We start from the raw sequence: 25,643 nt of genomic DNA on the forward strand, positions 1-25,643 counted from the left end.
CGCGGAAAAACGAGGGCGGGCTGGACATGGACGTGATGCCACTGCTGTTGCTGGTGGCCGGCAGTGCGGCTTTCGCGGCGGCGGCCCGGCGCACCCCGGTGCCCGCGCCGCTGCTGCTGGTGGCGGTCGGCCTGGTGGTGTCCTATGTGCCGGGGGTGCCCGACTACACCCTGGACCCGGACGTCGTGCTGCCGCTCCTGCTGCCTCCGCTGCTGTACACGTCGGCCACCGACAGCTCCTATCTCGACCTGCGCGCCCAGCTGCGGCCGGTGGCCCTGCTGTCGGTCGGGTACGTGCTCTTCGCGACCTTCGCCGTCGGCTGGGCGGCCTATCTGATCGTCCCCGGGCTGCCGCTGACGGCGGCGCTGGTGCTGGGCGCGGTGGTGGCGCCGCCGGACGCGGTCGCGGCCACGGCGGTGGCCCGCCGGGTCGGCCTGCCGTCACGGATCACCACGATCCTCCAGGGCGAGTCGCTGCTGAACGACGCCACCGCGATCACCGCCTACAAGGTGGCCCTCGCGGTCGTGGTCGGCGAGGGCGCGTCCTGGGCCGGCGGTATCGAGGAGTTCCTGGTGGCGGCGGTCGGCGGGACCGCCGTCGGCCTGATCCTGATGGCCCCGCTGCACTGGCTGCGCACCCACCTCAAGGAACCCCTGCTCCAGAACACGCTCTCCCTGCTGATCCCCTTCGTCGCCTACTCGGCGGCCGAGCAGTTCCACGCCTCCGGCGTCATCGCGGTGGTCGTCGTCGCGCTCTACCTGGGCCACCGCGCGTGGGAGGTCGACTTCGCGACCCGCCTCCAGGAGGATGCCGTGTGGAAGATGGTCGCCTTCGTCCTGGAGTCGGCGGTCTTCGCGCTGATCGGCCTCCAGCTCCCGGTCGTCCTGAAGGGTCTCGGCGCCTACGAGGGCGTGGACGCCGCCTGGTACGCCGTCGCGCTGTTCCTCGTGGTCGTGGCGGCGCGCTTCCTGTGGGTGTACCCGGCGACCTTCCTGCCCCGGCTGCTGTCGGCGCGTATCCGCGCGCGGGAGGAGAACCCGACCTGGCGGGGACCGATCGTCATCGCCTGGGCGGGCATGCGGGGTGTGGTCTCGCTCGCCATCGCGTTCTCCATCCCGCTCACCGTTGACCACGGCGAGGAGCCCTTCCCGCACCGCAATCTGATCCTCTTCCTCACCTTCACGACGGTCATCGGCACCCTGGTGGTGCAGGGGCTGACCCTGCCGCCGCTGATCCGCCTGCTGAAGTTCCCCGAGCCCGACCCGCAGGCCGCGACGCTCGCCGAGGCCAACGCCCAGGCACAGGCCTCCCGGGTCGCCGAGGAGCGCCTGGACGCGCTGCTCGCCGACGAGCGCAACGCTCTGCCGCCGCCGCTCGCCGACCGGCTGCGCAGCGTCCTGGAGCGGCGCCGCAACGCCGTCTGGGAGCGCCTCGGGCAGGTCAACCCGGTCACCGGCGAGACCGTCGACGACACCTACCGGCGTCTGTCGCGCGAGATGATCAGCGCCGAGCGCGAGATGTTCGTCCGGCTGCGGGACGGCCGCTACATCGACGACGAGATGCTGCGCACGCTGCTGCGCCGGCTGGACCTGGAGGAGGCGGCGGCGTTCCGGGAGACGGCGTAGGCGCGGCCGTCCGCCGTCGTCTCACGGGAACGGGCGGCCCGTGATCACGGCCGTCACGGTCGTCCCGCGCGCGAAGGCGCCCTCCTCGGCCAGGGCGACAAGGCCGTAGAGCGACTTGGCGACATAGAGATGTTCCACCGGCACTCCGTGGCGTCGTTCGAAGTCCGCCGCGAACGTCTCGAGCTCGGGGGTGACCCGGGCGTAGCCACCGAAGTGGAAGCGTTCGTCGAGCCGCCACTCGCCCCGCCTGCCGCCGAACGCCTCCTCCTGCAGCGCCTGTATCCCGTCGCCCAGGAACCCGCCTCTGAGAACCGGTACGCCCAGGGCTCGCTGACCGGGGGCGAGGCCGGCCGCCAGGCCGGCGAGGGTCCCGCCGGTGCCACAGGCGAGGGCGACGACGTCGGTGCGGCCCCGCAGCTCCTCGCCGAGGGCCCGGCAGCCGCGGACCGCCGCCGCGTTGCTGCCGCCCTCGGGCACGACGTACGCGTCCCGCGCGCCGACCGTGTCCAGAAGCTGCCCGACCACGTCCGGCTCGGTCTTGCGACGGTAGGTCGCGCGGTCCACGAAGTGCAGGCGCATGCCGTCGGCCGCGCATCGGGCCAGGGACGGGTTCAGCGGCCGGCCGGCCAGTTCGTCGCCGCGCACCACGCCCACCGTGGGCTGTCCCAGCAGACGGCCGGCGGCGGCCGTGGCCCGCAGGTGGTTGGAGTAGGCGCCCCCGAAGGTGAGGAGCGTCCGTCCCGCCGCCCGCTCCAGGTTGGGCACGAGCTTGCGCCACTTGTTGCCGATCAGTTCGGGGTGGATCAGGTCGTCCCGCTTCAGCAGCAGCCGGACGCCGTACCGCCCGAACCGGTCGTCGGACACTTCCTGGAGGGGAGAGGGCAGGCGGGGGCGGAGGTCGGTCACCCGCTCATTGTCGAACACCGTTCGGTGAAACGTACCTCTTCCCTGCCCACGTAGATCCATTCCCGCTCTTTCGGGTAATAGCACGAGCACACACCGTGATGGAAGGCTTGCCGCGTGAACGAAGTGCATCGGCGCAGTTCGGCGTCCGTGCATGAATCGGGAGGGCATTTCTCATGTCGGTAGGCGAAGAGGTCCGCGCGGATTCGGGCAAGCCGCAGCAGAGTCTCGGCACCGCGGCCGCGCGGAACCTGGCCACCACGACCAAGTCCGCACCGCAGATGCAGGAGATCAGTTCCCGCTGGCTGCTGCGGAATCTGCCCTGGGTGGATGTGCAGGGCGGTACGTACCGGGTCAACAGGCGTCTGACGTACGCGGTGGGCGACGGCCGCATCACGTTCGTGAAGACCGGCGACCGCGTCGAGGTCATCCCGGCCGAGCTGGGCGAACTGCCCGCGCTCCGCTCCTACGAGGACGAGGAGGTGCTCGGGGAACTCGCCTCCCGCTGCCGGCAGCGGGAGTTCGGTCCGGGCGAGGTCATCGCCTCCTTCGGCAGCCAGAGCGAAGAGGTCTACCTGCTGGCGCACGGCCGCGTCGAGAAGGTCGGCACCGGCCCCTACGGCGACGACCAGGTGCTCGGCGTCCTCGCGGACGGCGCGTACTTCGGCGACCAGGCGCTGCTCGACGCGGACGCCATCTGGGAGTACACGGCCCGCGCGGACACGGCCTGCACGGTGCTGATCCTGGCCCGGCAGGACGTCGAGCAGGTCGCGGAGCGTGCCGAATCCCTGCGCGAGCATCTCCAGCAGCTGCGCGCGATCCCCGAACAGCGCACCAACAAGTACGGCGAGAAGGAGGTCGACCTCGCCGCCGGTCACGCCGGCGAGCCGGACATCCCGCACACGTTCGTGGACTACGACGCCCGGCCGCGCGAGTACGAACTGAGCATCGCCCAGACCGTCCTGCGCATCCACTCGCGCGTGGCCGATCTGTACAACCAGCCGATGAACCAGACCGAGCAGCAGTTGCGGCTGACGGTCGAGGCGCTCAAGGAGCGCCAGGAGCACGAGCTCGTCAACAACCGCGAGTTCGGGCTGCTGCACAACTGCGAGTACGACCAGCGGCTCCAGCCGCACGACGGCGTGCCCGGCCCGGACGACCTCGACGAACTGCTCAGCAGGCGGCGTGGCACCAAGATGCTGCTCGCCCACCCGCGCGCGATCTCCGCGATCGGCCGTGAGCTCAACAAGCGCGGGCTCGTCCCGGAGACGATCGACGTCGGCGGCAACCGGATCCCGACCTGGCGCGGGGTGCCGATCTACCCGTGCAACAAGATCCCGGTCACCGCGGCCCGCACCAGCTCCATCATCGCGCTGCGTCTGGGCCAGGAGGACCAGGGCGTCATCGGCCTGCGCCAGTCCGGAATCCCGGACGAGATCGAGCCGAGCCTGTCCGTGCGGTTCATGGGCATCAACGAACAGGCCATCATCAAGTACCTGGTCACGGCCTACTACTCGGCCGCGGTCCTGGTGCCGGACGCGCTGGGCGTCCTGGAGAACGTCGAGATCGGCCGCTGGCGGTGACTTCCGCCATCAGGCGGTACCGGGGTGAGACGCGCGAAAGGCGGAGGCCCATCGGCAGCCAGGGCGACAGTGGTCCGGGGCCGGCCGACGGGCACGACGCGGCGGTGATCCTGGAGCGTTCCCGGGCGTCGGTCGACCCCGAACTGCGCCAAGCCATCGACTCGTTGCCCGGCTCCATGCGCCGGGTCGCGCTCTACCACTTCGGCTGGGAGCACGCGGACGGCACCCCGGCGGCCGCCAACGCGGGCAAGGCGATCCGCCCGGCCCTCGTGCTCGCCGCGGCCACCGCGCTCGGTGGCCCGGCGGCCCGCGCGGCGGCCCTGCGGGCAGCCGCGGCGGTCGAACTGGTCCACAACTTCACGCTGTTGCACGACGACGTGATGGACCGGGACACCACCCGCCGGCACCGCCCCACCGCCTGGACCGTGTTCGGCGACGCCGACGCGATCCTCGCCGGGGACGCCCTCCAGGCTCTCGCCCTCGGGCTGCTGGCCGCGGACCCGCATCCCGCGTCCTCGGCGGCCGCCCGCCGGGTCGCGGCCTGTGTGGTCGAACTCTGCGCCGGCCAGCAGGCGGACACGGCCATGGAGAAGCGCGGCCCCGCCGAGATCACCCTCGACGAGGTGCTCGTCATGGCCGAGGCCAAGACGGGAGCGCTGCTCGGCTGCGCCTGTGCCGTGGGCGCGCTGTACGCGGGGGCGGCCGAGGAGGACGTGGACGCGCTGGACGCGTTCGGCCGGGAGGCCGGGCTCGCCTTCCAGCTCATCGACGACGTCATCGGCCTGTGGGGAGACCCGCGGCACACCGGCAAGCCGGCCGGCGCGGATCTCGCCGCCCGCAAGAAGTCCCTGCCGGTGGTCGCCGCGCTGACCTCCGGTGCCCCGGCGGCCGCCGAACTGGCCGAGCTGTACGCGGCGCCCTACGACCCGGCCGACCTGGACCGCACGACGCTGGCCGTCGAACGGGCCGGCGGCCGTGAGTGGGCCCAGGAGCAGGCGGCCGACCGTATGGCCCGCGCGATGCACGAACTGGCCCGGGCGATCCCGGACCCGGAGTCGGCGGGCGGCCTGCTGTCCCTGGCGGAGTTCGTGACCCGGCGCAGCAGCTAGGACCGGACTGGACCTGACCGGTCCGAGGTCCAGGAGGGACGAGGACGAGGAGGACGAGGAGGGACGACGGAGGAAGCCGGACTGATCTCCGGCGGGTTCCGGTACGGCGGGTCCCGCACATCCCCACGGTGTGCGGGGCCCGCCGCCGTGCGTCCTACGCGGGTTCCCCGGCGCCGTCCGGGACGATCGTCGCCACGATCCGCTCCACCAGCCCCTCCGGCACCCCCACCCCCGGCAGGACGCCGTCCAGGACGCCCGGCAGGGTCAGGTGCTCCAGGATCAGCCCGAGCATCGCGAGGTACAGGACGACGACGGTCTCGTCGCCGCCTGGCAGGCCGGCCTCGCGGTGGAAGAACATGCCGTGGTCGAGGTCGCCGCGCACCGACCTGGTGAAGGAAGCGCGGAGCTCGGGGCGCCGGGTGGCCTCGAGACGCATCTCCAGCAGGGCGAGGTAGCCGCTCCGGTCACGGGTCGCGCGGGCCATCAGGTCGTGCATGAACGCCGTGACCAGGGAGCGGTCGCGCGGCTGCGCCAGCAGCGCGCCCAGCAGCTCGGGGTCGGGCGCCAGCCGGACGTGCAGCCGGGCGTCGATCTGCCGCAGCAGGTCGTCGCGCCCGGTGAAGTAGTTGGAGGCGGTGCCCACCGGCACCGCGGCCGCCGAGTCCACCGCACGGAACGTGAGCCCTCGCGCGCCCTCGCGTGCGAGAACCTCCACCCCGGCGTCCACCAGGGCCGCCCGGCGCTCCGGATTTCCGGCCATGCGGAACCTTCTCTCTCACTTGCCTCCGTTTCCCGAAACACCGGGAAACCCGCTTGCAACCACTACAGCTGAAGTACTACAACTGGAGTGGTCAGAAAGTCAGCCTACGGAAAGAGCCCCACTTGCGAAAGCTCACGTACTTCATCGCCTGCTCCGTCGACGGCTTCATCGGAGACGTGAACGGCGACGGCTCGGCGATGGTCGCCTACGTCGACGAGGAGTTCCTCGACTTCCTCAAGTCGGAGTATCCGGAGACCATGCCGACCCACGGCCGTCGCGCGCTCGGCTTCGACGACCTGGAGAACAAGAGGTTCGACACGATCATCCAGGGCCGGGCCAGCTACGACGTGGCGCTGAAGGAGGACATCCCCAGCCCGTACGCGCACCTGCGCCAGTACGTCGCCTCCCGCACCCTCGGCGAGTCGCCCTCCCCGGACGTCGAGATCGTCGCGGACGGTCTGCTCGACAAGGTCCGCGAGCTGAAGGCGGAGGACGGCGGCCTCGGCATCTACCTGTGCGGCGGTTCCCGTCTCGCGGGCGAGCTGATCGACGAGATCGACGAGCTCGTGATCAAGACCTACCCGATGGTCTACGGCGCCGGCATGCCGATGTTCGGCACCGGCTTCGACATCGCCCGCTTCACCTTCGGCGGGGTGCGCTCCTTCGGCAACGGCGCGGTCGTACGGACGTACGACAGGGAACGCTGACCGACACTGACGTACAGCGGGGAGCGCTCTGGTCCGTGCCGCCCTACTCTGGAGGGCATGGACCGGGAACAACGCGTCTGTCCCGCCTGTGGGCAGCCAGTGCAGTCCGTCGTCCGGCGACACAAGACGCTGGGCGCGTGGGTCCCGCGCTGGGTGCCGGGCCCGTGTCACAACGCGCGCTGCGAGGCGTACGTGGAACCGGGCCCCCGGCACAAGGCCGCCGCGGCCGCCGAGGCCGAAGAGGAACCCGCATCCGAAACGGAACCCGAAACCCCCGCCGCCCCGACCTCCTGACCTCACCGAGCGGAGACCGATGACCAGCCGAGTGACCTTGATCTCACCGGCGGTCACTTCGGCTCTGCGCGAGGCGCGATTCGACGACGGCAGCGGTGAGGTGGACGCCGCCGGGGTGCGCCGGGCCCGGTCGGTCGCGGCGCTGCTGCCCGGCGCGGACCGCTCGGTGGCCTCGCCCTCCACCCGGTGCCGGCAGACCGCCGAGGCGCTGGGCCTGCCCGCGCCCCAGGTACCCGCGCTCGCCGCTCTCGACGTGGGTCGCTGGCGCGGCCGGACCCTCACCGAGGTGACGGCCGCAGAGCCGGACGCGGTGGCGTCCTGGCTGGCGGATCCGTCCCATGCCCCGCACGGCGGGGAGACGGTGCGGGAGCTGTGCGACCGGGCCGGGGCCTGGCTGGAGGACATCGCCCGCACTCCGGGGCGGGTGACCGCCGTGGTGGAACCCGACGTCGTGCGAGCCCTGCTCGTCCGTGCGCTGGGCCTGCCGGAACCGGCCTTCTGGCGCCTCGACGTGCGTCCGCTGACCGCAGTGGACCTGAGCGGCCGGGCGGGACGGTGGAACCTGCGGGTGGGCGCGCCGCTGGGAGAGGGGCCGTAGGCGACTCCGCGCTCAGTGGTCGGACGTCCCGCCGTCGGCGTACGAGGCCGAAGCGGCTCGTGGCAGCCCGCCCGTCTCCGCGTCGCGCCCGGTCAGGCAGTACAGGCCACCGGTCGGGTCGCGCATCACCGTCCAGTGGGGTCGGCGGGCGACGAGGACCGCGCCGAGTTCCTGGTGCCGGGCGCGTACGGCGTCGACGCCGGGCCCGCAGGCCAGGTCGAGATGGGCGCGGGCAGCGCTCTCCGCGTCGAGCCGCTGGAGCAGGATGCGGACCGGCAGTCCCGGCGGCGGCTGGACCACGTGGAACTCGGGCCGGGAGCCCGGCCGGGCCGACCAGTCGGGCAACAGGCCGCTCCAGAAGGCCACTTCGGCCTCGTACGCCGACGGGGGGACGTCCATGCACACCTGGTCCAGGCGGCTGCCGGCCACCACGGGCGGCCGGACGGACTCCCCGTGCCACGGCACCGCGCAGAACAACTGTCCGGCGGGGGAGCGCAGTACGGCCCAGCCGTCGTGCGCGGCGGCCGTCTCCGCGCCCAGTTCCCGTGCCGCCGCGACGAAACCGGGCACGTCCTGCACGGAGAGGTCCAGATGCGCGCCGCCTTCGCCGTCCGGGACCGCCTGTGCCTTCACACAGGCGTCGACGCCGGCGTCCTTCGGCACCAGGGTGACGAACTCCCCGTCCTCGCCCCTGGGTGCGGAGAGGGACGTGTCCGTGACGGCGGTCCAGAAGTCGCACGCCCGCGCGAAGCTCGGGGTGGGCCGGTCGACGAAGACGTGGGCCCAGCGGACCGGTCCGCTCATCCGGTCCGCTCCATGAACCGCAGCATGTTCCCCGCCGGGTCGCGGAACGCGCAGTCGCGCACCCCGTAGGGCTGGTCCGTCGGCTCCTGGAGCACCTCGACGCCGGCCTCCTGCACGCGCGCGTGCAGCGCGTCGCAGTCGGCGGTGGTGAAGATGACCCCGCGCAGCACACCCTTGGCGAGCAGCCGGGCCATCGCCTCCCGGTCGGCGGGCGAGAAGTCCGGGTTCGCGCCCGGCGGCTCCAGTACGAGGTTCACGTCCGGCTGGAGCGGCGACCCGACGGTCACCCAGCGCATCCCCTCGAAGGAGACGTCGTTGCGGACTTCGAGACCGAGCACCTCGACGTAGAAGTGCAGGGCCTTGTCGTGGTCGTCGACGGCGACGAAACACTGGTGGAGTTTGAGGTCCATGCCGTCCAGCCTAGGTGTGCCTGCCGCGCAGCGGGCGGGTGTACGTCCGGGCCACACAGGACGGGATCACCGCGCCGGCCTCGTGCGACCGCGCCCGGTACGCGCTCGGGGTCTCGCCGACCAGCTCGGTGAAGCGGGAACTGAACGAGCCGAGCGAGGTGCAGCCGACCGCCATGCAGACCTCCGTCACGGTCAGGTCGCCGCGGCGCAGGAGGGTCTTGGCGCGCTCGACCCGCCGGGTCATGAGGTAGCCGTAGGGCGTCTCGCCGTAGGCCTCGCGGAAGCTGCGCTGGAAGTGGCCCGGGGACATCAGCGCGGTGCTCGCGAGCGCCGCGACATCGAGCGGCTCCGCGTACTCACGGTCCATGCGGTCACGTGCCTGCCGCAGCCGTCTCAGGTCCTCGAGGGTCACGGAGCCAGCATCGCACGGAGGGCGGACATCCGGGCGGGGGAGAAAAGGAGACCGCACCCGGGCCGTCGGGGTCGCCTTGTTCGGCGGCCAGCGGACCGGGTGCGGACAGGTGGGCGTTTCGACCGGCGCCGGTGCAGGTCGGACGGCCCGGGGCGAAGATCAGGCCTTGATCAGGCCTTCTTGGTCTCCCAGAAGATCTTGTCGATCTCGGCGATGAGCTCCAGGGCCTTCTCGCCGGTCTTCGGGTCCGTCGAGGCCTTGGCAGCCGACAGGGCCTTCAGGGTGTCGTTGACCAGCTGGTGCAGCTGGGGGTACTTCTCGAAGTGCGGCGGCTTGAAGTAGTCGCTCCACAGCACGGAGACGTGGTGCTTCGCGAGCTCGGCACGCTGCTCCTTGATGACGGTGGCGCGCGCCTGGAAGTGCGGGTCGTCGTTGGCGGCCATCTTTTCCTGGACGGCCTTCACCGACTCCGCCTCGATGCGGGCCTGGGCCGGGTCGTACACACCGCAGGGCAGGTCGCAGTGTGCGCTGACCTTGACCTTGGGGGCAAACAGGCGGGAAAGCATGGAGCGTTCCTTCCTCGTGATCGTCTTCTCAGGTGGGACATTACTCCCTGGGAGACGGCTTTTCGCGAGTGCCCCCATGGGCTTAGGACAAAAGTCCGGGGTCAGACTGAGACTGGTGGAGGAACAGACCGGGGAGGTGCCGGCGATGCCGGAGCTGTCGCAGGAGACCGAGCGCGCGAGGGCGGCCGCGCTCTTCGGACTGGCCGAGGTGACCGGCCCGTCCATGGTGCCCACGCTGTATCAGGGGGACCGGCTGGTGGTGCAGTACGGCGCCCGGGTCCGGGTCGGTGACGTGATCGTGCTGCGGCATCCGTTCCAGCAGGACCTGCTCGTCGTCAAGCGGGCCGCGGAGCGTCGCGAGGGCGGGTGGTGGGTCCGCGGGGACAACACCTACGCCGGCGGCGACAGCACCGACTACGGGACCGTGCCCGACGAGCTGATCCTGGGCAGGGTGCGGCTGCGCTACCGCCCGCTGAAGCCCGGTCAGCGTTCGCCGCTGGCGGTGGTGCGCTGGGCGCTGTCGGCGGCGAGGCCGGTGCCGGCCGTCCGGTCCGCCTCCAGGCGCTTGCGGGCGCGGTAGGCGGCCACGTTGGCGCGGGTGGCGCAGCGGTCGGAGCAGTAGCGCCGGGAGCGGTTGGTCGAGGTGTCGAGGTAGGCGTTGCGGCAGGGGCCCGCCTCGCACAGGCCCAGGCGGTCGACGCCGTACTCGGTGAGATGGAACGCCAGGCCCATGGCCGCGATGGCCGCGTAGCCCGCCGTCGCGTTCGACGGGTGGTCGGCCAGGTGCATGTGCCACAGCGGGCGGCCGTCGTCGTCGCGGAAGTCGTGGCCGGAGATCTGCGGGCTCACCGGGAACTCCAGCAGGAGCGAGTTCAGCAGGTCCACCGCGAGGGTCTCGTCGCCGCCGTCGGCCGCCTCGAAGACCGCGCGCAGGCGGGCCCGGACCGAGCGGAACCGGGTGACGTCCGCGTCGGTGGCCCGACGGCCCGCCGACTGGTTGCCGCCGAAAAGGGCGCGGACTGCCTCGACCGAGGTCAGCGCGTCCTTGCCCCGGGCCGGTTCCTCGCTGTTGACGAGGCGCACGGCGTAGTCCGAGTAATAGGCCAGTTCCACTTGTAGTCCTTACGGTGGCGCTCTATGGTCGGGGTGCGGGCGGGGGTAACAGCCGTTCGTGCTTCCAGGGTATTACGTGACGAACGCGGCGGAGGGTTGCGATGACGGACGCGCAGACGACCACGACCGGTGCCATGCACGGTGTCACGACCGGTGTCACGACCGGCGCCGACTGGGCCGCCTGGCAGCGGAGCTGGGACCGCCAGCAGGAGTGGTACATGCCCGACCGCGAGGAACGCTTCCGGATCATGCTCGACATGGTCGAGGGGCTCGTCGGGCCCGCCCCGCGCGTCCTCGACCTCGCCTGCGGCACCGGCACCATCACCGCCCGGCTGCTCTCCCGCCTCCCCGGCGCGACCAGCACCGGCGTCGACCTCGACCCGGCGCTCCTCGCCATCGCCGAGGGCACCTTCGACGGCGACGACCGCGTCACCCTCGTGACGGCGGACCTCAAGGACCCGGACTGGCCGGCCCGGCTGCCGTACGACGCGTACGACGCCGTCCTGACCGCCACGGCCCTGCACTGGCTGCACAGCGAACCCCTCGCTGCCCTCTACGGTCAGGTCGCGGAACTCGTCCGCGACGGCGGTGTCTTCATGAACGCGGACCACATGATCGACGACACGACGCCCCGGATCAACGCGGCGGAGCGCGCGCAGCGCCACACCCGCATGGATCAGGCCAGGGCCGACGGGGTGCTCGACTGGGCCGAGTGGTGGCAGCTCGCCGCCGAGGACCCTGTCCTCGCCGGGCCGACCGCCCGCCGCTTCGAGATCTACGGCGAGCACGCCGAGGGCGACACGCCCTCCGCCTCCTGGCACGCTCGTGTGCTGCTCGAACAGGGCTTCAGCGAGGCCAGGCCCGTGTGGGCGTCACCCTCCGACACCCTGTTGCTGGCGTTGAAGTGACCGAGCCCCCGTACAGGCCGGAACCAGCCATCCTGCGCTGACAGGTTCCGAACGGCGGAAAGGGGCGGTACGGGAATCCCGTACCGCCCCTTCTCGTTCACCGTGCCGCTACAGCACCTTGGACAGGAACGCCTGCGTCCGCTCGTGCTGCGGGTTGGTCAGGACGTCGCGCGGGTTGCCGGACTCCACGACCACGCCGCCGTCCATGAAGACCAGGCTGTCGCCGACCTCGCGGGCGAAGCCCATCTCGTGGGTGACGACGACCATCGTCATGCCGGACTCGGCCAGGTCGCGCATGACGTCGAGGACGTCACCGACCAGCTCCGGGTCGAGCGCCGAGGTCGGCTCGTCGAACAGCATCAGCTTCGGGTCCATCGCCAGGGCCCGGGCGATGGCGACGCGCTGCTGCTGGCCGCCGGAGAGCTGCGAGGGGTAGGCCCCGGCCTTGTCGGCGAGGCCGACGCGGTCCAGAAGCTCCTTCGCGCGCTCTTTCGCCTTGGCCTTGCTGATGCCCTTGACCTGGACCGGGGCCTCGATGACGTTGTCCGCCGCGGTCATGTGCGGGAACAGGTTGAACCGCTGGAACACCATGCCGATGTCCCGGCGCTTCAGCGCGACCTCGCTGTCCTTGAGCTCGTACAGCTTGTCGCCCTTCTGGCGGTAGCCGACCAGCTCACCGTCGACGTACAGCCGCCCGGCGTTGATCTTCTCCAGGTGGTTGATGCACCGGAGGAAGGTCGACTTGCCGGAGCCGGAGGGGCCGATGAGGCAGAACACCTCGCCGTTCTTGACCTCCAGGTCGATGCCCTTGAGGACCTCGACCGCGCCGAAGGACTTGTGAACGCCCTCGGCCTTCACCATCGCGGTCATGACGCACTCCTTTCGCGGCCGATCGAGAGCAGGTTCGCCCGGATCTTCTGGAAGACCGTGGGCGGGAGGCTGCGGCTCGAACCGCGGGCGTAGTACCGCTCCAGGTAGTACTGGAAGACGCTGAAGACGCTGGTCATGACCAGGTACCAGATGGAGGCGACGAACAGCAGCTCCATCACGGCGAACGACGAGGAGCCGATCACCGAGGTCGAGCGGAGCAGTTCGTTGTACGTCACCACGTACACCAGCGACGAGGTCTTCAGCATGTTGATGAACTCGTTGCCGGTCGGCGGCACGATCACCCGCATCGCCTGCGGGATGACGATCCGGCGCAGCGTCTTGGCGTGGCTCATGCCGAGCGCGTGCGAGGCCTCGGTCTGTCCCTCGTCCACGGCCAGCAGGCCGGCCCGGCAGATCTCCGCCATGTACGCGGCCTCGTTCAGACCGAGTCCGAGCAGGGCGCACATGAACGGCGTCATGACGTCCGTCATCTCGTCCTTGTAGATCGGACCGAGGTTCAGGACGGGGAAGATCAGCGCCAGGTTGAACCACATCAGCAGCTGCACATACACCGGGGTGCCGCGGAAGAACCAGATGTACAGCCAGGCGACCGTGCTGGTCACCGGGTTCTTCGACAGCCGCATCACGGCCAGCAGAACGCCCAGGACCACGCCCAGCACCATGGACAGGACGCTGATCAGCAGGGTGCGTCCGGCGCCCGCGATGACGGTCGAGTTGAACAGCTGGTCGCCGACCGTGTCCCACTGGATGTCGCCCTTCGCGAAGGCGTTGACCAGCAGCGCCAGGAGCGCGATGACGATCACGGCGCTGACCCAGCGGCCGTAGTGGCGCACCGGGATGGCCTTGATGGCCTCCGGCGGGCCGGAGAACGCCGAGTCCTTGGCCACCGGTGGGGTGTCCTCGGGTGGTGCGCCGCCCGCGGAGGACTTGTCGAGCTTGTCAGTCATGGGGACTGCCCTTCGAAGACTTCAAGAGGTGCGGGTGGATCACTTGCCGCCGTTGATCGCGGAGGCCTTGATCGCGCCGCTCTCGGCGCCCCACTTCTCCAGCACCTTCTGGTAGGAGCCGTCCTTGATGATCGCGTCGACGGCCTCCTTCAGGGCGTCACGCAGCTGGGTGTTCTTCTTGTTGACGACGATGCCGAACGGAGCGGCCTCGTACTGCTTGTCGAGGACCTCGAAGGTGTTGCCGTTGCCCGCCTTGCGGGCCATGTCCACGGCGACCGGGTAGTCGTTGACGCCGGCCACGGCGCCGCCGGACTTCACGCGGGTCTGGGCCTCGGTGTCGTTCTCGAAGGACTCGATCTTGAGGGCCTTCTTGCCGCCCTCCGTGCACGTCTTGGACTGCGCCTGGAGGGCCTCTTCGTAGGTGGTGCCCCGCTGGACCGCGACCGTCTGACCACAGAGGTCGTCGATCGTCTTGATGCCCTTGGGGTTGCCCTTCTGGACGTAGATGGCCGTGCCGGCGGTGAAGTAGTCGACGAAGTCGACGCCCGTGCCGAGCTTCTTGCCGCTGTCGTCCAGGCCTTCCTGGCGCTGCTTGTTGTCCGTGATCGACGACATGGCGACGTCGTAGCGGCCGGTGTTGACCGCGGTGATCAGGGTGTCGAAGCCGCCCGAGGTGAACTGGAAGTCGACGCCGAGCTGCTTGCCGAGCGCGGCGGCGATGTCGGGGTCGACGCCCACGATCTTGCCGCCCTCGACGGACTCCATCGGGGCGTACTCGGCGTTGGTGCCGACCTTGATGACACCAGCCTTCTGGATGTCGGCCGGGAGCTTCGAGAAGAGGGGGGCCTTGTCGGAGCCGCTCGACGACTCGGAGGAGCTGCTGCCGCCCTCGGTCTGGTCGCCGCAGGCGGTGAGCAGCAAGGCGCCCGCGACCGCGAGGGATCCGACCGCTGCCAGGCGGGTGCGCGCGGCGGTCGAGCGTCGGGTGGAGCTTGCGGTCATGGTGGATTCCTCCGGCGGATGGATGGAGATGCCGATGGTTCGACAAATGCCGATGGGTCGACGAGAACACACACCTTCGGGTGTCGCGACCTCGTGTGATTACGGCATCTTGCCATTCGGACTACGCCATTCAGGGGGCCAGCCATGTCAAAATCGGATAACGGGCGACCCCCGAACCGCATCACTCCGGTACATCACGACCGGACGGAGCCGGACCATCTGCGGGAATCCCCCGTTCCGGCCGAAAGATCTTCGGTTGATCTCATGGTGTGGTCGCTCGGCGTGCGCGCTGTTCGTCGACTTGAGTCCGTGTCAAGGGTTCTGGGCAGCTTGGCGAGACTTCGCGCATGAGTCATGTCACTCAAGGTGACCTCTGTCCAAGGTCCACAGAGTGAGCCATGTGACCTTGCACGGAATGGACTCGTCGGCTGTGGTCTCCGTCCGGTAAGAAGGATTTTTACACCCCTCATCCGGGGCTCAGGGCGCGTGTGCGGCGCGCCCGACGCGCAGGCGCCCGTACGCATCACCTCTGGGGCCCGCGCGATGCCCGCCCACTTCTCAATCAGGAGTGGCCACCCTCAAACCATGCAGACCTAAGGGGTAAGACACAGTGGCAGCGGAGATCGTCAATCCTCGCAGCGAGAGCGCCGACCGAACGGGCCAGGAGGGCGGTGCGGAGCCCCTCGACTCGTTCGACCCGGTGTTCGCGCTGCACCGCGGCGGAAAGATGGCCGTGCAGGCCACCGTCCCGGTTCGCGACAAGGACGACCTGTCCCTCGCCTACACGCCCGGCGTCGCTCGCGTGTGCACCGCGATCGCGGAGCGGCCGGAGCTGGTGAACGACTACACGTGGAAGTCGTCCGTCGTCGCCGTCGTGACCGACGGCACGGCCGTGCTCGGGCTCGGCGACATCGGCCCGGAGGCCTCCCTCCCGGTCATGGAAGGCAAGGCGATTCTGTTCAAGCAGTTCGGCGGTGTGGACGCGGTTCCGATCGCGCTCGCCTGCACGGACGTGGACGAGATCATCGAGACGGTGGTGCGCCTCGCGCCCTCGTTCGGCGGTGTGAACCTGGAGGACATCTCGGCGCCGCGCTGCTTCGAGATCGAGCGCAGGCTCCAGGAGGCGCTCGACATCCCGGTCTTCCACGACGACCAGCACGGCACGGCGATCGTGACGCTGGCGGCGCTGCGTAACGCCGCGCGGCTGAGCGGCCGGGGCATCGGTGAGCTGCGCGCGGTCATCTCGGGCGCCGGCGCGGCCGGTGTCGCCATCGCCAAGATGCTGGTGGAGGCCGGCATCGGGGACGTCGCGGTCACCGACCGCAAGGGCATCGTCTCGGCGGACCGCGAGGACCTCACCGACGTCAAGCGCGAGCTGGCCGGGTTCACCAACAAGGCCGGGCTGAGCGGGTCGCTGGAGGTCGCGCTGGCCGGCGCCGACGTCTTCATCGGCGTCTCCGGCGGGACGGTCCCGGAGGAGGCGGTGGCCTCGATGGCGAAGGGCGCGTTCGTCTTCGCGATGGCCAACCCGACGCCCGAGGTGCACCCGGACGTCGCCCACAAGTACGCGGCCGTCGTCGCGACCGGGCGGTCGGACTTTCCGAACCAGATCAACAACGTGCTGGCGTTCCCGGGGATCTTCGCGGGCGCGCTGCAGGTGCGGGCGTCGCGGATCACCGAGGGCATGAAGATCGCGGCGGCCGAGGCGCTGGCGGGGGTCGTCGGTGACGATCTCGCCGCCGACTACGTGATTCCCTCGCCGTTCGACGAGAGGGTTGCCCCTGCGGTGACTGCGGCGGTTGCTGCGGCTGCTCGGGCCGAAGGGGTTGCGCGTCGCTGACGTGTGCGTGGGTGGCCCCGTCGGTTTCGGCGGGGCCACTTTTTTGCCCACCCACCCGGCCGATCGGGTGATGACGAGGGCGCCGTCCCCGGGGACTGCCGCCCCCGCACCCCCGCTTCGGCCCTGAACGGGCCTCGTCCTCGATCGCCGGACGGGCCGGAAGTACCCGACCGGCGCTCGATCGGCGCCGTGGGGCGGAGGTACCTCACCGGGGCCCGGTCGGCGCCGTGGGGCGGAGGTACCCGACCGGGGTCGGTCTGCCCCGTGGGGGTGGAGTACCCCGCCGGTGCTCGATCAGCGTCGTGGGGTCTGGCCGCCTGGTGCGCTGGAGGTACCTCGGCTGTGCGCGATCGGCGCCGGGGCGGGCTGGCGGGACCCGACCGGGGCTCGGTCTGCGCCGTGGGGCGGGATGCGCAAGAGGGTATGTCTCACAGTGGCGTCCGGTTTCGCTTGACGGCGTCGGACCCTATCGTCGGCTGCATGTTCGCCGTCTACGCCGCCCGAATCGACCGCGACCAGCCGCTTTCCGGCCTGGAGTTGGGGGAGCGCCCGGCCCCCGAGGCCCGGCCGGGCTGGAGCACCGTCCATGTCAGGGCCGCCTCCCTCAACCATCACGATCTCTGGTCGCTCCGGGGTGTCGGACTCCCCGAGGGCCGGCTGCCGATGATCCTCGGCTGCGACGCCGCCGGGGTCGACGAGGACGGCAACGAGGTCGTCCTGCACTCCGTCATCGGCCAGACCGGGCACGGCGTCGGGCCCGACGAGCCTCGTTCCATCCTCACCGAGCGGTACCAGGGCACCTTCGCCGAGCAGGTCGCCGTGCCGACCTGGAACATCCTGCCCAAGCCCAAGGAGCTCTCCTTCGAGGAGGCCGCCTGTCTGCCCACGGCCTGGCTGACGGCGTACCGCATGCTCTTCACCAACGCGGGCGTACGGCCCGGTGACTCCGTCCTCGTCCAGGGCGCCGGTGGCGGTGTCGCCACGGCGGCCATCGTGCTGGGCCGGGCGGCCGGACTGCGGGTCTTCGCCACCAGCAGGGACGAGGCCAAGCGGAAGCGGGCCCTGGAGCTCGGCGCCGTCGAGGCGGTGGAGCCCGGCGCGCGGCTGCCGCAGCGGGTGGACGCCGTCATCGAGACCGTCGGCGCGGCCACCTGGTCCCATTCGGTGAAGTCCCTGCGGCCCGGCGGCACGCTCGTCATCTCCGGCGCCACCAGCGGTGACCGGCCCTCGCACGCCGAGCTGACCCGGATCTTCTTCCTGGAGCTGAAGGTCGTCGGCTCCACCATGGGCACCAAGGACGAACTGGAGGACCTGCTCTCCTTCTGCGCCACCACCGGTGTCCGCCCCGTCATCGACGAGGTGCTGCCGCTCGACCGGGCCCGTGAGGGCTTCGAACGGCTCGCTTCCGGCGACCAGTTCGGCAAGATCGTGCTCACCAACGGCTGACCTGTCGGCAGGCGGGTCCGGGGTTCCGGGCCCGCCTTTTGCATGCCGTTCGCCGTGCGTGTCAACTGTGGTTGACACGTCTCCCGTGTCAACGTACGTTGACACCATGACCGAAGCAACGGATCTCGCCGAGCGCGCGGGAGACCGCGATCCGCGGGTCGGACTGCGCGCCGTCGCCGCGCTGCGCCGGCTGCTGGAGCAGCTGGAGGCGGTGCAGGTGCGCAGTGCGCGCAACCAGGGCTGGTCGTGGCAGGAGATCGCCGCGGAGCTCGGAGTCAGCAGGCAGGCCGTGCACAAGAAGTACGGGAGGCATTGATGTTCGAGCGGTTCACGAAGGACGCCCGTGCCGTGGTCGAGGGTGCGATGGGGCACGCCGAGCGGGAGGGGGCGGCGCGGGTCGAGGAGACACATGTACTGCTGTCCCTGCTCGACCGTGAGGGCAGCCGCGGTTCCTTCGCGCTGGCCTCGCTCGGTCTGCCGCCCGGTGGGCGGGCCGGGCTGGTGCGGGACCTGGACGAGACACGCCGCCGCGGCGGACTCTCCCGGGCCGACGCGGACGCCCTGTCCGGACTGGGCATCGACCTGTCGGAGATCGTGTCCCGGGTCGAGGAGACACACGGCGAAGGAGCGCTGGCCGCCGCCGGCCGGGGCGGCCTGTTCGGCGGGCGGTCCGGCCGACGGGCGTTCAGCCGCGGTGCCAAGGACCTGCTCACCGGCACCCTGCGCGTCGCCGTCGCCCAGGGCGAGCGGCACATCGGCGACGAGCATCTGCTGCTTGCCCTCACCACCCGCCGGGGCGTCCCCTCGGAGATCCTGGCCGACCACGGGGTCACCCACGCGTCCCTCACCCGGGTGCTGTACGGCGCCGGCCGAGGAGGTGAGCCCGGGGCCGCGACCGAGGCCAAGGCCGGCTGAGCGGGCCGCCCGCCTGTCCGTCTGCCTGTTGTCTGCTTGCCTGTCTGGCGGTCACCGGCCGGCAGTCTGCCGTCGAGCAGTGGGTCGGCCAGGGGCGTCAGGGTTTCGGCGCTCGCAGGATCACCCCGATGTGCGCCGCCGCCGTGGACAGGTGGCGGCGCGCTTCGCGGAGCTGCTCTCCGGTGACGCCGTGGTCGCGGGCCGCGTCACGGATGTCGTCCCGGAAGCGGTCGAGCAGGCGGTCCAGATCGCGGGCCGGATCGCCGCCTGTGTCCTCGTGGGCCCAGGCCGGTTCGTACTCGGCGGGGAAGTCCTCCGGGGTGCGGGAGTATTCGGCGGCGCGGGAGGCGTCCACGGTGCGGGACTCGTCCGCGGTCCGGGAGTCGTCGGGATGTGCGGTCGCCGTCGAGCTCGTCGAGCCCGCCGTGGTGGTCGTGGAGCCCGTCGTGCCGGTGCGGCCGAAGCCGAAGTCCCTGCCGTACTCCCTGCCGAAGTCCCCGAACTCCTTGGCGAGTTCCGTCAGGCCCTCGCGGACGCCGGTCGGCCAGTCGCCCCGGGTGAAGTGGTCCTGGACCTGCTCCTGGACCCGGCGGGCGATGCGCTGCACCTCTTCCTGGGCCTGGGTACGGGCCCGCTCCTGTGCCTCCTTGGCCTGGCGGCGGGCCCGCTGGGCCTCCTCGCGGGCGCGGCGGCTCTCGTCCTTGGCCCGGCGTGCCTGTTCCTTCCACTCCTGCTTGACGCGGCGCATCTCCTCCTTGGCGGCCCGCCACGACTCCTTGTCGCCGTACTCCCCGTACTCACCCTGTTCGCCGGGCTCCGTGGAGCTCGCCCCGGTGCCCTGGCGTGCCTCGGTGGCCGCCGCCCGCATCTCACGCCGCAGATCGCCCGCCGCGCCGCGCACGTCGGCCCGGATCTCGGCGGCCAGCTCGGCGACCGACTCGCGGATCTCCAGCTCCAGGTCGGCCAGTTCGCCGCTGCGGTCCGCCAGTTCGGCCCGGCCGTCGTCGGTGATGGCGTAGACCTTGCGGCCGCCCTCGGTGGTGTGAGTGACCAGGCCCTCGGTCTCCAGCTTGGCCAGCCGGGGGTAGACCGTGCCCGCCGACGGCGCGTAAAGCCCGTGGAAGCGTTCTTCGAGGAGGCGGATCACCTCGTAGCCGTGCCGCGGCGCTTCGTCCAGCAGCTTCAGCAGGTAGAGGCGGAGACGGCCGTGGGCGAAGACGGGAGGCATGTCAGAGCACCTTCTTGTCGGTCGTGCTGTCGGCCGGGTCGCCGGAGGAGCTCTCGCCGCCCGGGCCGGAAACGGCATTGTCCCCCGAGTCGATGGGCCGGTCCGAGCGCGCTTCACCCTCCGGACCGGCCGCCGGGGCCGAGGTCGGTTCCGCTGCCGCCGTCGGTGCCGGTGCCGGTGTCGCCGCAGGTGCCGGTGCCTGCTTCGGTGCGCCGGTCGCCGTCTTCGTCTCCTGCTCCTCCCGATCCTCCCGCTCGTCGGGCCGGGCGTCGTCCGCCGCGTAGTCCGACGCGTCTTCCGTCGGGGGCCTGCGCAGCAGGGCGATCGAGCCGGAGATCGTCGTCGCCTTCAGGCTGCCGTTGCCCGCGCCCAGGCGGCCGGTGATGCGCTTGGCGCCCCACTGGCCGCTGACCCGGAGGTCCTCGAAAGCGTTGGAGACCGAGCCGCTCGCGGTGTTCGCCTCCACCCGCGCGTCCGCCGGATGGGGCAGCCGGATGGCGATCTCGCCCGAGACGCTGGTCAGGTCGATGGTCGTGGGGCGGCTCGTCGGATCGAGGTCGACGATCATCGACCCGCTCACGGAGTCGGCCTTCACGGAGGAGCCCGCCTCCACCACCGTCAGATCGCCGGACACGGAGTTGAAGTGCAGGTCGCCGGTGAGGGCCTGGGCCTCCACGCTTCCGGAGACGGTGTCCGTGCGCACCGGGCCCGCGAGCCCCACCAGGGTCGTGTCGCCGTTGACCCCCTTCACCTCGGCCCGGCCTTCGATGCCGGAGACCACCGCGCCGGCGCTGACCACGCCCACCTCGACGCGGGTGCCGGCCGGCACGGCCAGCGAGACCACGGCGCTGCGCCGCCAGCCCTTGCGGTCGAGCCACTTGAGGAAGCCCTTCCAGGGGAGGTCCTCGTAGGCCACCGTCAGGTTCCCGTCGCGATGGCTCACCACCAGGGGCGGTCCCTCGATCCGTGAGATCTCCAGGCGGGCGGGGCCCTCGTCGGTGCCCACGATGTTCACGGTGCCGTCGACGATGCGCACGCGCAGTTCGCTCACGGGCTCGTCGAAAGAGAGCTTCCTCGGCTCGGCGACGGACCACTCGGACATGGTGCGGACCTCCTCCACGACAGCGACACGACACGCCATATCGCGTCTCCCGTCAAACACGATATATCGCGGTGAGGGAAAGTCAAGACACCCGTTTCGGTGATCACTTCCGCGCACGCAAAAAGGGGCGCCCCCGGGGCGCCCCTCCACGCGAACCGTCGCGAACCGTCGCGAACGGCCTACTCGTCGTCCTCGTCGTCCAGCCGTGCCAGCCAGGTCGCCAGCCGCTCCACCGGCACCTCGAAGTCCGGATTCAGGTCGACGAACGTCCGCAGCTGCTCGGCGAGCCACTCGAAGGTGACTTCCTCCTCGCCGCGCCGCTTCTCGAGTTCCTCGATTCCGCGATCGGTGAAGTACATGGATCGTGCTCCGTGGGTCGGTCGCAGGGATAGGGATCCCCCCTCGGGGGAAGGACCCTTGTTCCTGCGAGGGGAGGAAGAGATCCGCTCTCCGATGGGGAGGGGACAGGAAAAGGATAGGCGCAGGGGGACGGCGTCCCGCGGGCCGCCGGTGCCCTCGCGCGGTCGGAACCCCGTGACGGGCCCGCGCACCGACGGGCGGGGCCGGGGGGACTGGGGACAGCGGGGGAGTGTCATGAGTGGTGAGGACGTGACGCGGGTGGCGCGCATCGCGCTGCCGGACGGAACGCCCGTCTGGGCCCGGATCTCGGGGGCGGGGGAGTTGTCGGCGCCGTCCGGGCGGCTGTCGTACAGCGACACCGGCTTCGCCGAGCGCGTGGAGGCGAGCGTGGAGAGCCTGCACGCGCTCGTCACCGGGGTCGCGCGGTCGCTGGCCGAACCGCTGCGCGCGGTGCGGCCCGACGAGGTCAGCGTCGAGTTCGGCATCGAGCTGACCGCCAAGGCCGGGAAGGTCGTGGGTCTGCTCGCCGACGGGGAGGCCAAGGCCGGCATCACGGTCACCCTCACCTGGAACAGCGGGCCACCGGACCTCGACGCACCACCCCCCGCGCCTACCGGCGCGCACCCCCGCGCGCGGGACGGCTCGTCGTCCGACGAGGACCGGGTCCGGCACGCGGGCGCGTCCCCCGGCGCGCCGATGCACGGGGGCGCCGACGGCAGTGCGGGCGGGGGCGCGGAATGACGGGCAGGCACGCCCCGGGCGCATCGAACGCGTTGGATGCGGCCCGTCGTGCACTGCGTGGACTCGTCGTGGCGGCGACCGTGCGCATTCATCGCCCGGTCGTCGGGTATGCCCTGGAGGAGCCCGACACGTTCCTCGGGAGCGGCTTCTTCGTCGCCCCGAACTGGGTTCTGACCTGCGCACACGTGGCTTGCGGCGGGGAGGGGGGCGAGGTCGCGGTGGTGTACGAGACGGCGCCGGGGCGGGGCACCTCCGCCGCCCCCGGCCGCGTGGTGGCGACCCTTCCCGACCGGGCCGAGGGTGCCGGGCGGGCCCTGCCCGCGGGCAACTGGCCCGCCCCGGACCTCGCCCTGGTCCAGCTGACCGAGCCCGTCGACGACCACGAGTGTGTGTACGTCTCCGAGCGCCCGGCGGCCTACTACGGCGAGGGCCGGGTGCTGTACGCCGGCTGGACCGAGAACGAGGGCCGCTTACAGGTCCTGGACGGCACGCTCACCGTGCAGGGCACCATCGGCGGCTGGTCCTCGGACGTGCAGATGCGGCTGGGCGACAACGACCTGCCGTACGGCGTCTCGGGCGGCCCGGTGATCGACCCCGAGCGCGGCGAGGTGATCGGCGTGCTGAAAGCGCGCTCGGACCACCGGCCCGGCGGCACGTCCACCGGGATCGAGCAGTTGCGCACCCTGCGGGTCCCCGCGGAGGCGGTGGCCGAGCACAGCGACCTCTACCAGGCGGTCTTCCACGCCCACGACCGCTACCACCGCGACCGTCAGCGCCACCCGGCCTCCCGGCGGCAGACCTGGACCGACGTCCAGGGCAGGCTCGGCGCGCGGCCGGGCCGCACCCTCAGCCCGGACGAGCGGATCCAGCTGCTGGGCCGGCTCGCCGAACTCCCGCCGCCCGAGAGCACCCGCGGCCTGCTGGACATCCTCGACTCCCTCCCCGACTTCCAGGCCCTCACCCCGCTGCCCGCGCCGCGCGGCTGGCGCGACGGCCTCGGAGCGCTGTACGAGAGCGCGAGTGACGACGGGGCACTGGAACTCGTCCTCGACTACGCGATGCGCGCGATGTCCGCTCCGCGCCCGTTCGTCGTGCCCAGCACCCCGGACGCCGAGAAGGCCCTCTGGGTCTGGGTGTGGCAGGCCGCGCAGCGGCTCGGCGCCCGCTACCGGTCCGGTCTCGCCGAGCAGCGCGTCGAGCGGCTGCGCCGACGGGACGAGGCGGAGCGCGACGCCCCCGACACGGTCTCCGGCGGCATCCACCCGACGGACGGCCCCGGCGGGCGCAGGCGGCACCGGCGTGGTGGGCCCGACGCACGCGCGCGTGCCCGTTCCGTCGGCAGCGTGGCCCGGCCCTCCGCCCTGCTCGAACTGGTGCGACGTGGCTGGGAGCCGGACCGCTGCGACTGGTCGGTGTCCGTGGCCGCGCCCGGCGGTGAGGTGGTCCGGCTGCACCAGGCCGAGCGGACTCCGCTGGCCGACCTGCCCGCGCACCTCACCGGCCCGCTGGGGGAGGCCTTCCGGCACTGCGACGAGCCCGGCAGGCCCGCGCTCCTTCAGGTGGCGCTGCCGCACGCGCTGCTCGGCCTGGAGGTCGACAACTGGCGACTCACGCCCGGAGAGGAGCCGTTGGGGGCGCTGCGGCCGGTCGTCGTGCGCTGCTCCGACCGCGACCGGATGCCCGACGAGGCGTTCGGCGCGTACGACGGCGGAGAACCGGACGACATGGGCGAAGCCGACGGCGTCGACGGTGCCGACGACCTGGATTACCTGGACGACCTGGACGCGGAGCGCCGGGCCCGGTGGCGCTGGCTGCACGCGCACCGCGCCAAGGCCGAAGTCCTCGACTGCGACGAGGGGTTGCGCAAACCCGTACCGACCGTGGAGCAGTTGCGCGCCCTGTCGCACGGCACCGTCCCGGTGCTCTGCCGCTACGGCGACCTCCGCTACGAGGACGACGCGGAGGCGCTCGCCCGGATCGTGCTCGGCGGCTACGGCGTGGCCCTGTGGCGCCGGCGGCGCGGCCGGGCCGACGCCGTCTGCGGGGAGTTCCACCGCGGCACGATCGACGGCATCGCCGAACCGCCCACCGCGCAGCACCTGCCCGAGGCCGTGCACGATCTCCGTATGCGGCTGCGCGCGGGCCGCACGGAGTCGTTCTGGGCCGACGGCGTCGCCCTGCTGTACGACGATCCCCACCAGCCGCTGCCTGGCACCGGAGACCTGCTGGAGGCCCCTTGAACCCACCCGCCCGCGGGGCCGGTCGGCCCCTTACCAGGCACCTCCAGGATGGATAACGTGATGCACGTTCGGACGGCCGCGGCGGTGGACGAGTGACGAGGACCGGATCATGACCGAATCCAGTGAGTGGCTCATCTACCGAGGCGCCGGCGAACCGCACGACGGCATCGAGCGGCTGCCCGACCCGCCCCCCTGGCGGGACTTCACCAGCCGGGACGCGGCCGGCTCCGGCGACGGGTCGCAGGACCGCAGGCTCGGCGCCCACCGGCACCTGGCGGAACTGCACCGGCCGGGCGCCGAGGAGCTGGAGATGATCAACGCGGCGCTCTATCTGCGCCGCCCCCTGCTCGTCACGGGCAGTCCCGGCGCGGGCAAGAGCACGCTGGCCCACTCGGTGGCGTACGAACTCGGCCTCGGCAACGTGCTGCGCTGGTCGATCGTCAGCCGTTCCGCGCTCCAGGACGGGCTGTACCACTACGACGCGATCGCCCGGCTCCAGGACGTGCAGATCGCCGCGCAGGGCGGGTTCGGGTCGGCGGCGGGCTCGCCGGGCGCGGTCGAGGGCATCGGCAGCTACATCCGGCTGGGACCGCTCGGCACCGCACTGCTGCCCTCCGACACCCCGCGCGTGCTGCTCATCGACGAGCTCGACAAGAGCGACATCGACCTGCCGAACGATCTGCTGAACGTCCTGGAGGAGGGCGAGTTCGCCATTCCCGAGCTGGAGCGCATCGCCGACCGGCTGCCGGACGGCGAGGCGGAGGTGCTGACCGCCGACGGGGTGAAGGTCCGGGTGCGGGACGGCCGCGTACGCTGCCGCGCCTTCCCGTTCGTCGTGCTCACCAGCAACGGCGAGCGCGACTTCCCGGCCCCGCTGATGCGCCGGTGCATCCACCTGGAGCTGGGGCGCCCCGACCACAACCGGCTCGCCACCTTCGTCCGCGCGCATCTCGGTGACGAGGCGGCGCGCGCGGGGGACGATCTGATCACGCGGTTCCTGGAGCGGTCGCGCAGTGAACTCCTCGCGGCGGACCAGTTGCTGAACGCGATCTACCTCACCGACGCGGCCGCGCCGCCCAGTCGGGACCGCCTGGCCGACCTGCTCATCCAGCGACTCGACCGCCCGAGGTGAGGGCCTG

At 71.5% G+C, this 25,643-nt stretch carries 27 protein-coding genes; 14 read left to right on the forward strand and 13 right to left on the reverse strand.

Annotated elements, in window-relative coordinates; genetic code table 11:
* Nucleotides 1-26 precede the first annotated feature (26 nt).
* Nucleotides 27-1,625 carry a Na+/H+ antiporter gene (locus tag OG736_RS29175; protein ID WP_327185028.1) on the forward strand — a complete coding sequence of 533 codons (1,599 nt, stop codon included), beginning with the start codon at nt 27-29 and terminating at the stop codon, nt 1,623-1,625.
* A 21-nt stretch (nt 1,626-1,646) separates the two neighbouring features.
* Here the strand turns inward: OG736_RS29175 and OG736_RS29180 are convergent, their stop codons facing one another.
* Entirely contained in the window at nt 1,647-2,531 is an 885-nt protein-coding gene (locus tag OG736_RS29180) for a 1-aminocyclopropane-1-carboxylate deaminase/D-cysteine desulfhydrase (RefSeq protein ID WP_327185029.1), read from the reverse strand.
* Between the two features lie 173 nt (nt 2,532-2,704).
* On the opposite strand from OG736_RS29180, the gene OG736_RS29185 reads away from it, so the two are divergent.
* Nucleotides 2,705-4,111 carry a family 2B encapsulin nanocompartment shell protein gene (locus tag OG736_RS29185; RefSeq protein ID WP_327185030.1) on the forward strand — a complete coding sequence of 469 codons (1,407 nt, stop codon included), beginning with the start codon at nt 2,705-2,707 and terminating at the stop codon, nt 4,109-4,111.
* 50 nt (nt 4,112-4,161) lie between these two features.
* Nucleotides 4,162-5,220 (forward strand): family 2 encapsulin nanocompartment cargo protein polyprenyl transferase, encoded by a 1,059-nt coding sequence (locus OG736_RS29190; RefSeq protein WP_327187743.1) that lies wholly within the window; start codon nt 4,162-4,164, stop codon nt 5,218-5,220.
* A 154-nt stretch (nt 5,221-5,374) separates the two neighbouring features.
* Here OG736_RS29190 and OG736_RS29195 read toward each other — a convergent pair whose 3' ends face one another.
* Nucleotides 5,375-5,980, reverse strand: coding sequence for a TetR/AcrR family transcriptional regulator (locus tag OG736_RS29195; protein WP_327185032.1), 606 nt, complete (start codon nt 5,978-5,980; stop codon nt 5,375-5,377).
* Nucleotides 5,981-6,102: 122 nt separating this feature from the next.
* Between OG736_RS29195 and OG736_RS29200 the strand changes: the two genes are divergently transcribed.
* Both OG736_RS29200 and OG736_RS29210 read left to right on the forward strand, forming a co-directional pair.
* Nucleotides 6,103-6,687: a dihydrofolate reductase family protein gene (locus tag OG736_RS29200; protein ID WP_327185033.1), complete on the forward strand. Its 585-nt coding sequence runs from the start codon at nt 6,103-6,105 to the stop codon at nt 6,685-6,687.
* Between the two features lie 313 nt (nt 6,688-7,000).
* The gene (locus OG736_RS29210; protein ID WP_327185035.1) at nt 7,001-7,579 is read left to right on the forward strand and encodes a histidine phosphatase family protein; all 579 of its coding nucleotides are present in this window, start codon (nt 7,001-7,003) and stop codon (nt 7,577-7,579) included.
* A gap of 12 nt (nt 7,580-7,591) precedes the next feature.
* On the opposite strand, the gene OG736_RS29215 is transcribed toward OG736_RS29210, so the two are convergent.
* The 4 genes from OG736_RS29215 to sodN all read right to left on the reverse strand — a co-directional run bounded on the left by OG736_RS29215 (nt 7,592) and on the right by sodN (nt 9,771).
* Entirely contained in the window at nt 7,592-8,383 is a 792-nt protein-coding gene (locus OG736_RS29215; protein ID WP_327185036.1) for a VOC family protein, read from the reverse strand.
* Nucleotides 8,380-8,793, reverse strand: coding sequence for a VOC family protein (locus tag OG736_RS29220; RefSeq protein WP_327185037.1), 414 nt, complete (start codon nt 8,791-8,793; stop codon nt 8,380-8,382). The genes OG736_RS29215 and OG736_RS29220 overlap by 4 nt, the downstream gene beginning before the upstream one ends.
* A 10-nt stretch (nt 8,794-8,803) precedes the next feature.
* Nucleotides 8,804-9,205 (reverse strand): helix-turn-helix transcriptional regulator, encoded by a 402-nt coding sequence (locus tag OG736_RS29225; protein WP_327185038.1) that lies wholly within the window; start codon nt 9,203-9,205, stop codon nt 8,804-8,806.
* 170 nt (nt 9,206-9,375) lie between these two features.
* On the reverse strand, nt 9,376-9,771 hold the full coding sequence (gene sodN / locus OG736_RS29230) for a superoxide dismutase, Ni (protein ID WP_020130742.1): 396 nt from the start codon (nt 9,769-9,771) through the stop codon (nt 9,376-9,378).
* Between the two features lie 145 nt (nt 9,772-9,916).
* Between sodN and sodX the strand changes: the two genes are divergently transcribed.
* Entirely contained in the window at nt 9,917-10,351 is a 435-nt protein-coding gene (sodX, locus tag OG736_RS29235) for a nickel-type superoxide dismutase maturation protease (protein WP_327187744.1), read from the forward strand.
* Here the strand turns inward: sodX and OG736_RS29240 are convergent.
* Nucleotides 10,255-10,884: a CGNR zinc finger domain-containing protein gene (locus tag OG736_RS29240; RefSeq protein WP_020130740.1), complete on the reverse strand. Its 630-nt coding sequence runs from the start codon at nt 10,882-10,884 to the stop codon at nt 10,255-10,257. The two genes, sodX and OG736_RS29240, sit on opposite strands and share 97 nt — an antisense overlap.
* A gap of 101 nt (nt 10,885-10,985) precedes the next feature.
* Here OG736_RS29240 and OG736_RS29245 point away from each other — a divergent pair, with 101 nt between their 5' ends.
* Nucleotides 10,986-11,792 carry a class I SAM-dependent methyltransferase gene (locus OG736_RS29245; RefSeq protein ID WP_327185039.1) on the forward strand — a complete coding sequence of 269 codons (807 nt, stop codon included), beginning with the start codon at nt 10,986-10,988 and terminating at the stop codon, nt 11,790-11,792.
* Nucleotides 11,793-11,900: 108 nt separating this feature from the next.
* Here the strand turns inward: OG736_RS29245 and OG736_RS29250 are convergent, their stop codons facing one another.
* Genes OG736_RS29250 through OG736_RS29260 form a run of 3 tightly spaced genes read right to left on the reverse strand, consistent with a single transcriptional unit; the run spans nt 11,901 to nt 14,632 of the window.
* Entirely contained in the window at nt 11,901-12,662 is a 762-nt protein-coding gene (locus OG736_RS29250; RefSeq protein WP_020130738.1) for an amino acid ABC transporter ATP-binding protein, read from the reverse strand.
* A complete protein-coding gene (locus tag OG736_RS29255) occupies nt 12,659-13,630 on the reverse strand; it encodes an amino acid ABC transporter permease (RefSeq protein WP_327185040.1) in 972 nt (323 codons plus the stop codon). Before OG736_RS29255 ends, OG736_RS29250 begins: the two co-directional genes overlap by 4 nt.
* A 39-nt stretch (nt 13,631-13,669) precedes the next feature.
* A complete protein-coding gene (locus OG736_RS29260) occupies nt 13,670-14,632 on the reverse strand; it encodes an ABC transporter substrate-binding protein (protein WP_327185041.1) in 963 nt (320 codons plus the stop codon).
* 610 nt (nt 14,633-15,242) lie between these two features.
* Here OG736_RS29260 and OG736_RS29265 point away from each other — a divergent pair.
* From OG736_RS29265 to OG736_RS29280, 4 genes are all read left to right on the forward strand, one after another.
* Nucleotides 15,243-16,472, forward strand: coding sequence for an NAD(P)-dependent malic enzyme (locus tag OG736_RS29265; protein ID WP_327185042.1), 1,230 nt, complete (start codon nt 15,243-15,245; stop codon nt 16,470-16,472).
* 480 nt (nt 16,473-16,952) lie between these two features.
* Nucleotides 16,953-17,918: a zinc-binding dehydrogenase gene (locus tag OG736_RS29270; RefSeq protein WP_327185043.1), complete on the forward strand. Its 966-nt coding sequence runs from the start codon at nt 16,953-16,955 to the stop codon at nt 17,916-17,918.
* 106 nt (nt 17,919-18,024) lie between these two features.
* Nucleotides 18,025-18,234, forward strand: coding sequence for a helix-turn-helix domain-containing protein (locus tag OG736_RS29275; RefSeq protein ID WP_016437953.1), 210 nt, complete (start codon nt 18,025-18,027; stop codon nt 18,232-18,234).
* On the forward strand, nt 18,234-18,833 hold the full coding sequence (locus OG736_RS29280; protein WP_327185044.1) for a Clp protease N-terminal domain-containing protein: 600 nt from the start codon (nt 18,234-18,236) through the stop codon (nt 18,831-18,833). Before OG736_RS29275 ends, OG736_RS29280 begins: the two co-directional genes overlap by 1 nt.
* Before the next feature lie 97 nt (nt 18,834-18,930).
* On the opposite strand, the gene OG736_RS29285 is transcribed toward OG736_RS29280, so the two are convergent.
* From OG736_RS29285 to OG736_RS29295, 3 genes are all read right to left on the reverse strand, one after another.
* Complete coding sequence (locus OG736_RS29285) at nt 18,931-20,061, reverse strand: PadR family transcriptional regulator (RefSeq protein WP_327185045.1); 1,131 nt, start codon at nt 20,059-20,061, stop codon at nt 18,931-18,933.
* 1 nt (nt 20,062) lies between these two features.
* The gene (locus OG736_RS29290) at nt 20,063-21,163 is read right to left on the reverse strand and encodes a DUF4097 family beta strand repeat-containing protein (protein WP_327185046.1); all 1,101 of its coding nucleotides are present in this window, start codon (nt 21,161-21,163) and stop codon (nt 20,063-20,065) included.
* A gap of 179 nt (nt 21,164-21,342) precedes the next feature.
* The gene (locus OG736_RS29295) at nt 21,343-21,522 is read right to left on the reverse strand and encodes a DUF6104 family protein (RefSeq protein ID WP_003992906.1); all 180 of its coding nucleotides are present in this window, start codon (nt 21,520-21,522) and stop codon (nt 21,343-21,345) included.
* Between the two features lie 235 nt (nt 21,523-21,757).
* Here OG736_RS29295 and OG736_RS29300 point away from each other — a divergent pair, with 235 nt between their 5' ends.
* From OG736_RS29300 to OG736_RS29310, 3 genes are all read left to right on the forward strand, one after another.
* Nucleotides 21,758-22,264: a CU044_2847 family protein gene (locus OG736_RS29300; RefSeq protein ID WP_327185047.1), complete on the forward strand. Its 507-nt coding sequence runs from the start codon at nt 21,758-21,760 to the stop codon at nt 22,262-22,264.
* Entirely contained in the window at nt 22,261-24,504 is a 2,244-nt protein-coding gene (locus tag OG736_RS29305) for a VMAP-C domain-containing protein (protein WP_327185048.1), read from the forward strand. Before OG736_RS29300 ends, OG736_RS29305 begins: the two co-directional genes overlap by 4 nt.
* 109 nt (nt 24,505-24,613) lie before the next feature.
* Nucleotides 24,614-25,636, forward strand: a complete 1,023-nt coding sequence (locus OG736_RS29310; RefSeq protein WP_020130728.1) for an AAA family ATPase — start codon at nt 24,614-24,616, stop codon at nt 25,634-25,636.
* The last annotated feature ends 7 nt before the right edge of the window (nt 25,637-25,643 follow it).

It is taken from the genome of Streptomyces sp. NBC_01334 (assembly GCF_035983595.1).
In the GTDB taxonomy this organism is placed as follows: domain Bacteria; phylum Actinomycetota; class Actinomycetes; order Streptomycetales; family Streptomycetaceae; genus Streptomyces; species Streptomyces coriariae.

Coding starts and splice junctions, on each gene's coding strand:
- OG736_RS29280 (WP_327185044.1), top strand. CDS start 18,234: ATGTTCGAGCGGTTCACGAAGGACGCCCGTGCCGTGGTCGAGGGTGCG.
- OG736_RS29285 (WP_327185045.1), bottom strand. CDS start 20,061: ATGCCTCCCGTCTTCGCCCACGGCCGTCTCCGCCTCTACCTGCTGAAG.
- OG736_RS29220 (WP_327185037.1), bottom strand. CDS start 8,793: ATGGACCTCAAACTCCACCAGTGTTTCGTCGCCGTCGACGACCACGAC.
- OG736_RS29270 (WP_327185043.1), top strand. CDS start 16,953: ATGTTCGCCGTCTACGCCGCCCGAATCGACCGCGACCAGCCGCTTTCC.
- OG736_RS29210 (WP_327185035.1), top strand. CDS start 7,001: ATGACCAGCCGAGTGACCTTGATCTCACCGGCGGTCACTTCGGCTCTG.
- sodN (WP_020130742.1), bottom strand. CDS start 9,771: ATGCTTTCCCGCCTGTTTGCCCCCAAGGTCAAGGTCAGCGCACACTGC.
- OG736_RS29295 (WP_003992906.1), bottom strand. CDS start 21,522: ATGTACTTCACCGATCGCGGAATCGAGGAACTCGAGAAGCGGCGCGGC.
- OG736_RS29255 (WP_327185040.1), bottom strand. CDS start 13,630: ATGACTGACAAGCTCGACAAGTCCTCCGCGGGCGGCGCACCACCCGAG.
- sodX (WP_327187744.1), top strand. CDS start 9,917: ATGCCGGAGCTGTCGCAGGAGACCGAGCGCGCGAGGGCGGCCGCGCTC.
- OG736_RS29275 (WP_016437953.1), top strand. CDS start 18,025: ATGACCGAAGCAACGGATCTCGCCGAGCGCGCGGGAGACCGCGATCCG.
- OG736_RS29185 (WP_327185030.1), top strand. CDS start 2,705: ATGTCGGTAGGCGAAGAGGTCCGCGCGGATTCGGGCAAGCCGCAGCAG.
- OG736_RS29245 (WP_327185039.1), top strand. CDS start 10,986: ATGACGGACGCGCAGACGACCACGACCGGTGCCATGCACGGTGTCACG.
- OG736_RS29300 (WP_327185047.1), top strand. CDS start 21,758: ATGAGTGGTGAGGACGTGACGCGGGTGGCGCGCATCGCGCTGCCGGAC.
- OG736_RS29250 (WP_020130738.1), bottom strand. CDS start 12,662: ATGACCGCGATGGTGAAGGCCGAGGGCGTTCACAAGTCCTTCGGCGCG.
- OG736_RS29175 (WP_327185028.1), top strand. CDS start 27: ATGGACGTGATGCCACTGCTGTTGCTGGTGGCCGGCAGTGCGGCTTTC.
- OG736_RS29305 (WP_327185048.1), top strand. CDS start 22,261: ATGACGGGCAGGCACGCCCCGGGCGCATCGAACGCGTTGGATGCGGCC.
- OG736_RS29195 (WP_327185032.1), bottom strand. CDS start 5,980: ATGGCCGGAAATCCGGAGCGCCGGGCGGCCCTGGTGGACGCCGGGGTG.
- OG736_RS29290 (WP_327185046.1), bottom strand. CDS start 21,163: ATGTCCGAGTGGTCCGTCGCCGAGCCGAGGAAGCTCTCTTTCGACGAG.
- OG736_RS29260 (WP_327185041.1), bottom strand. CDS start 14,632: ATGACCGCAAGCTCCACCCGACGCTCGACCGCCGCGCGCACCCGCCTG.
- OG736_RS29310 (WP_020130728.1), top strand. CDS start 24,614: ATGACCGAATCCAGTGAGTGGCTCATCTACCGAGGCGCCGGCGAACCG.
- OG736_RS29215 (WP_327185036.1), bottom strand. CDS start 8,383: ATGAGCGGACCGGTCCGCTGGGCCCACGTCTTCGTCGACCGGCCCACC.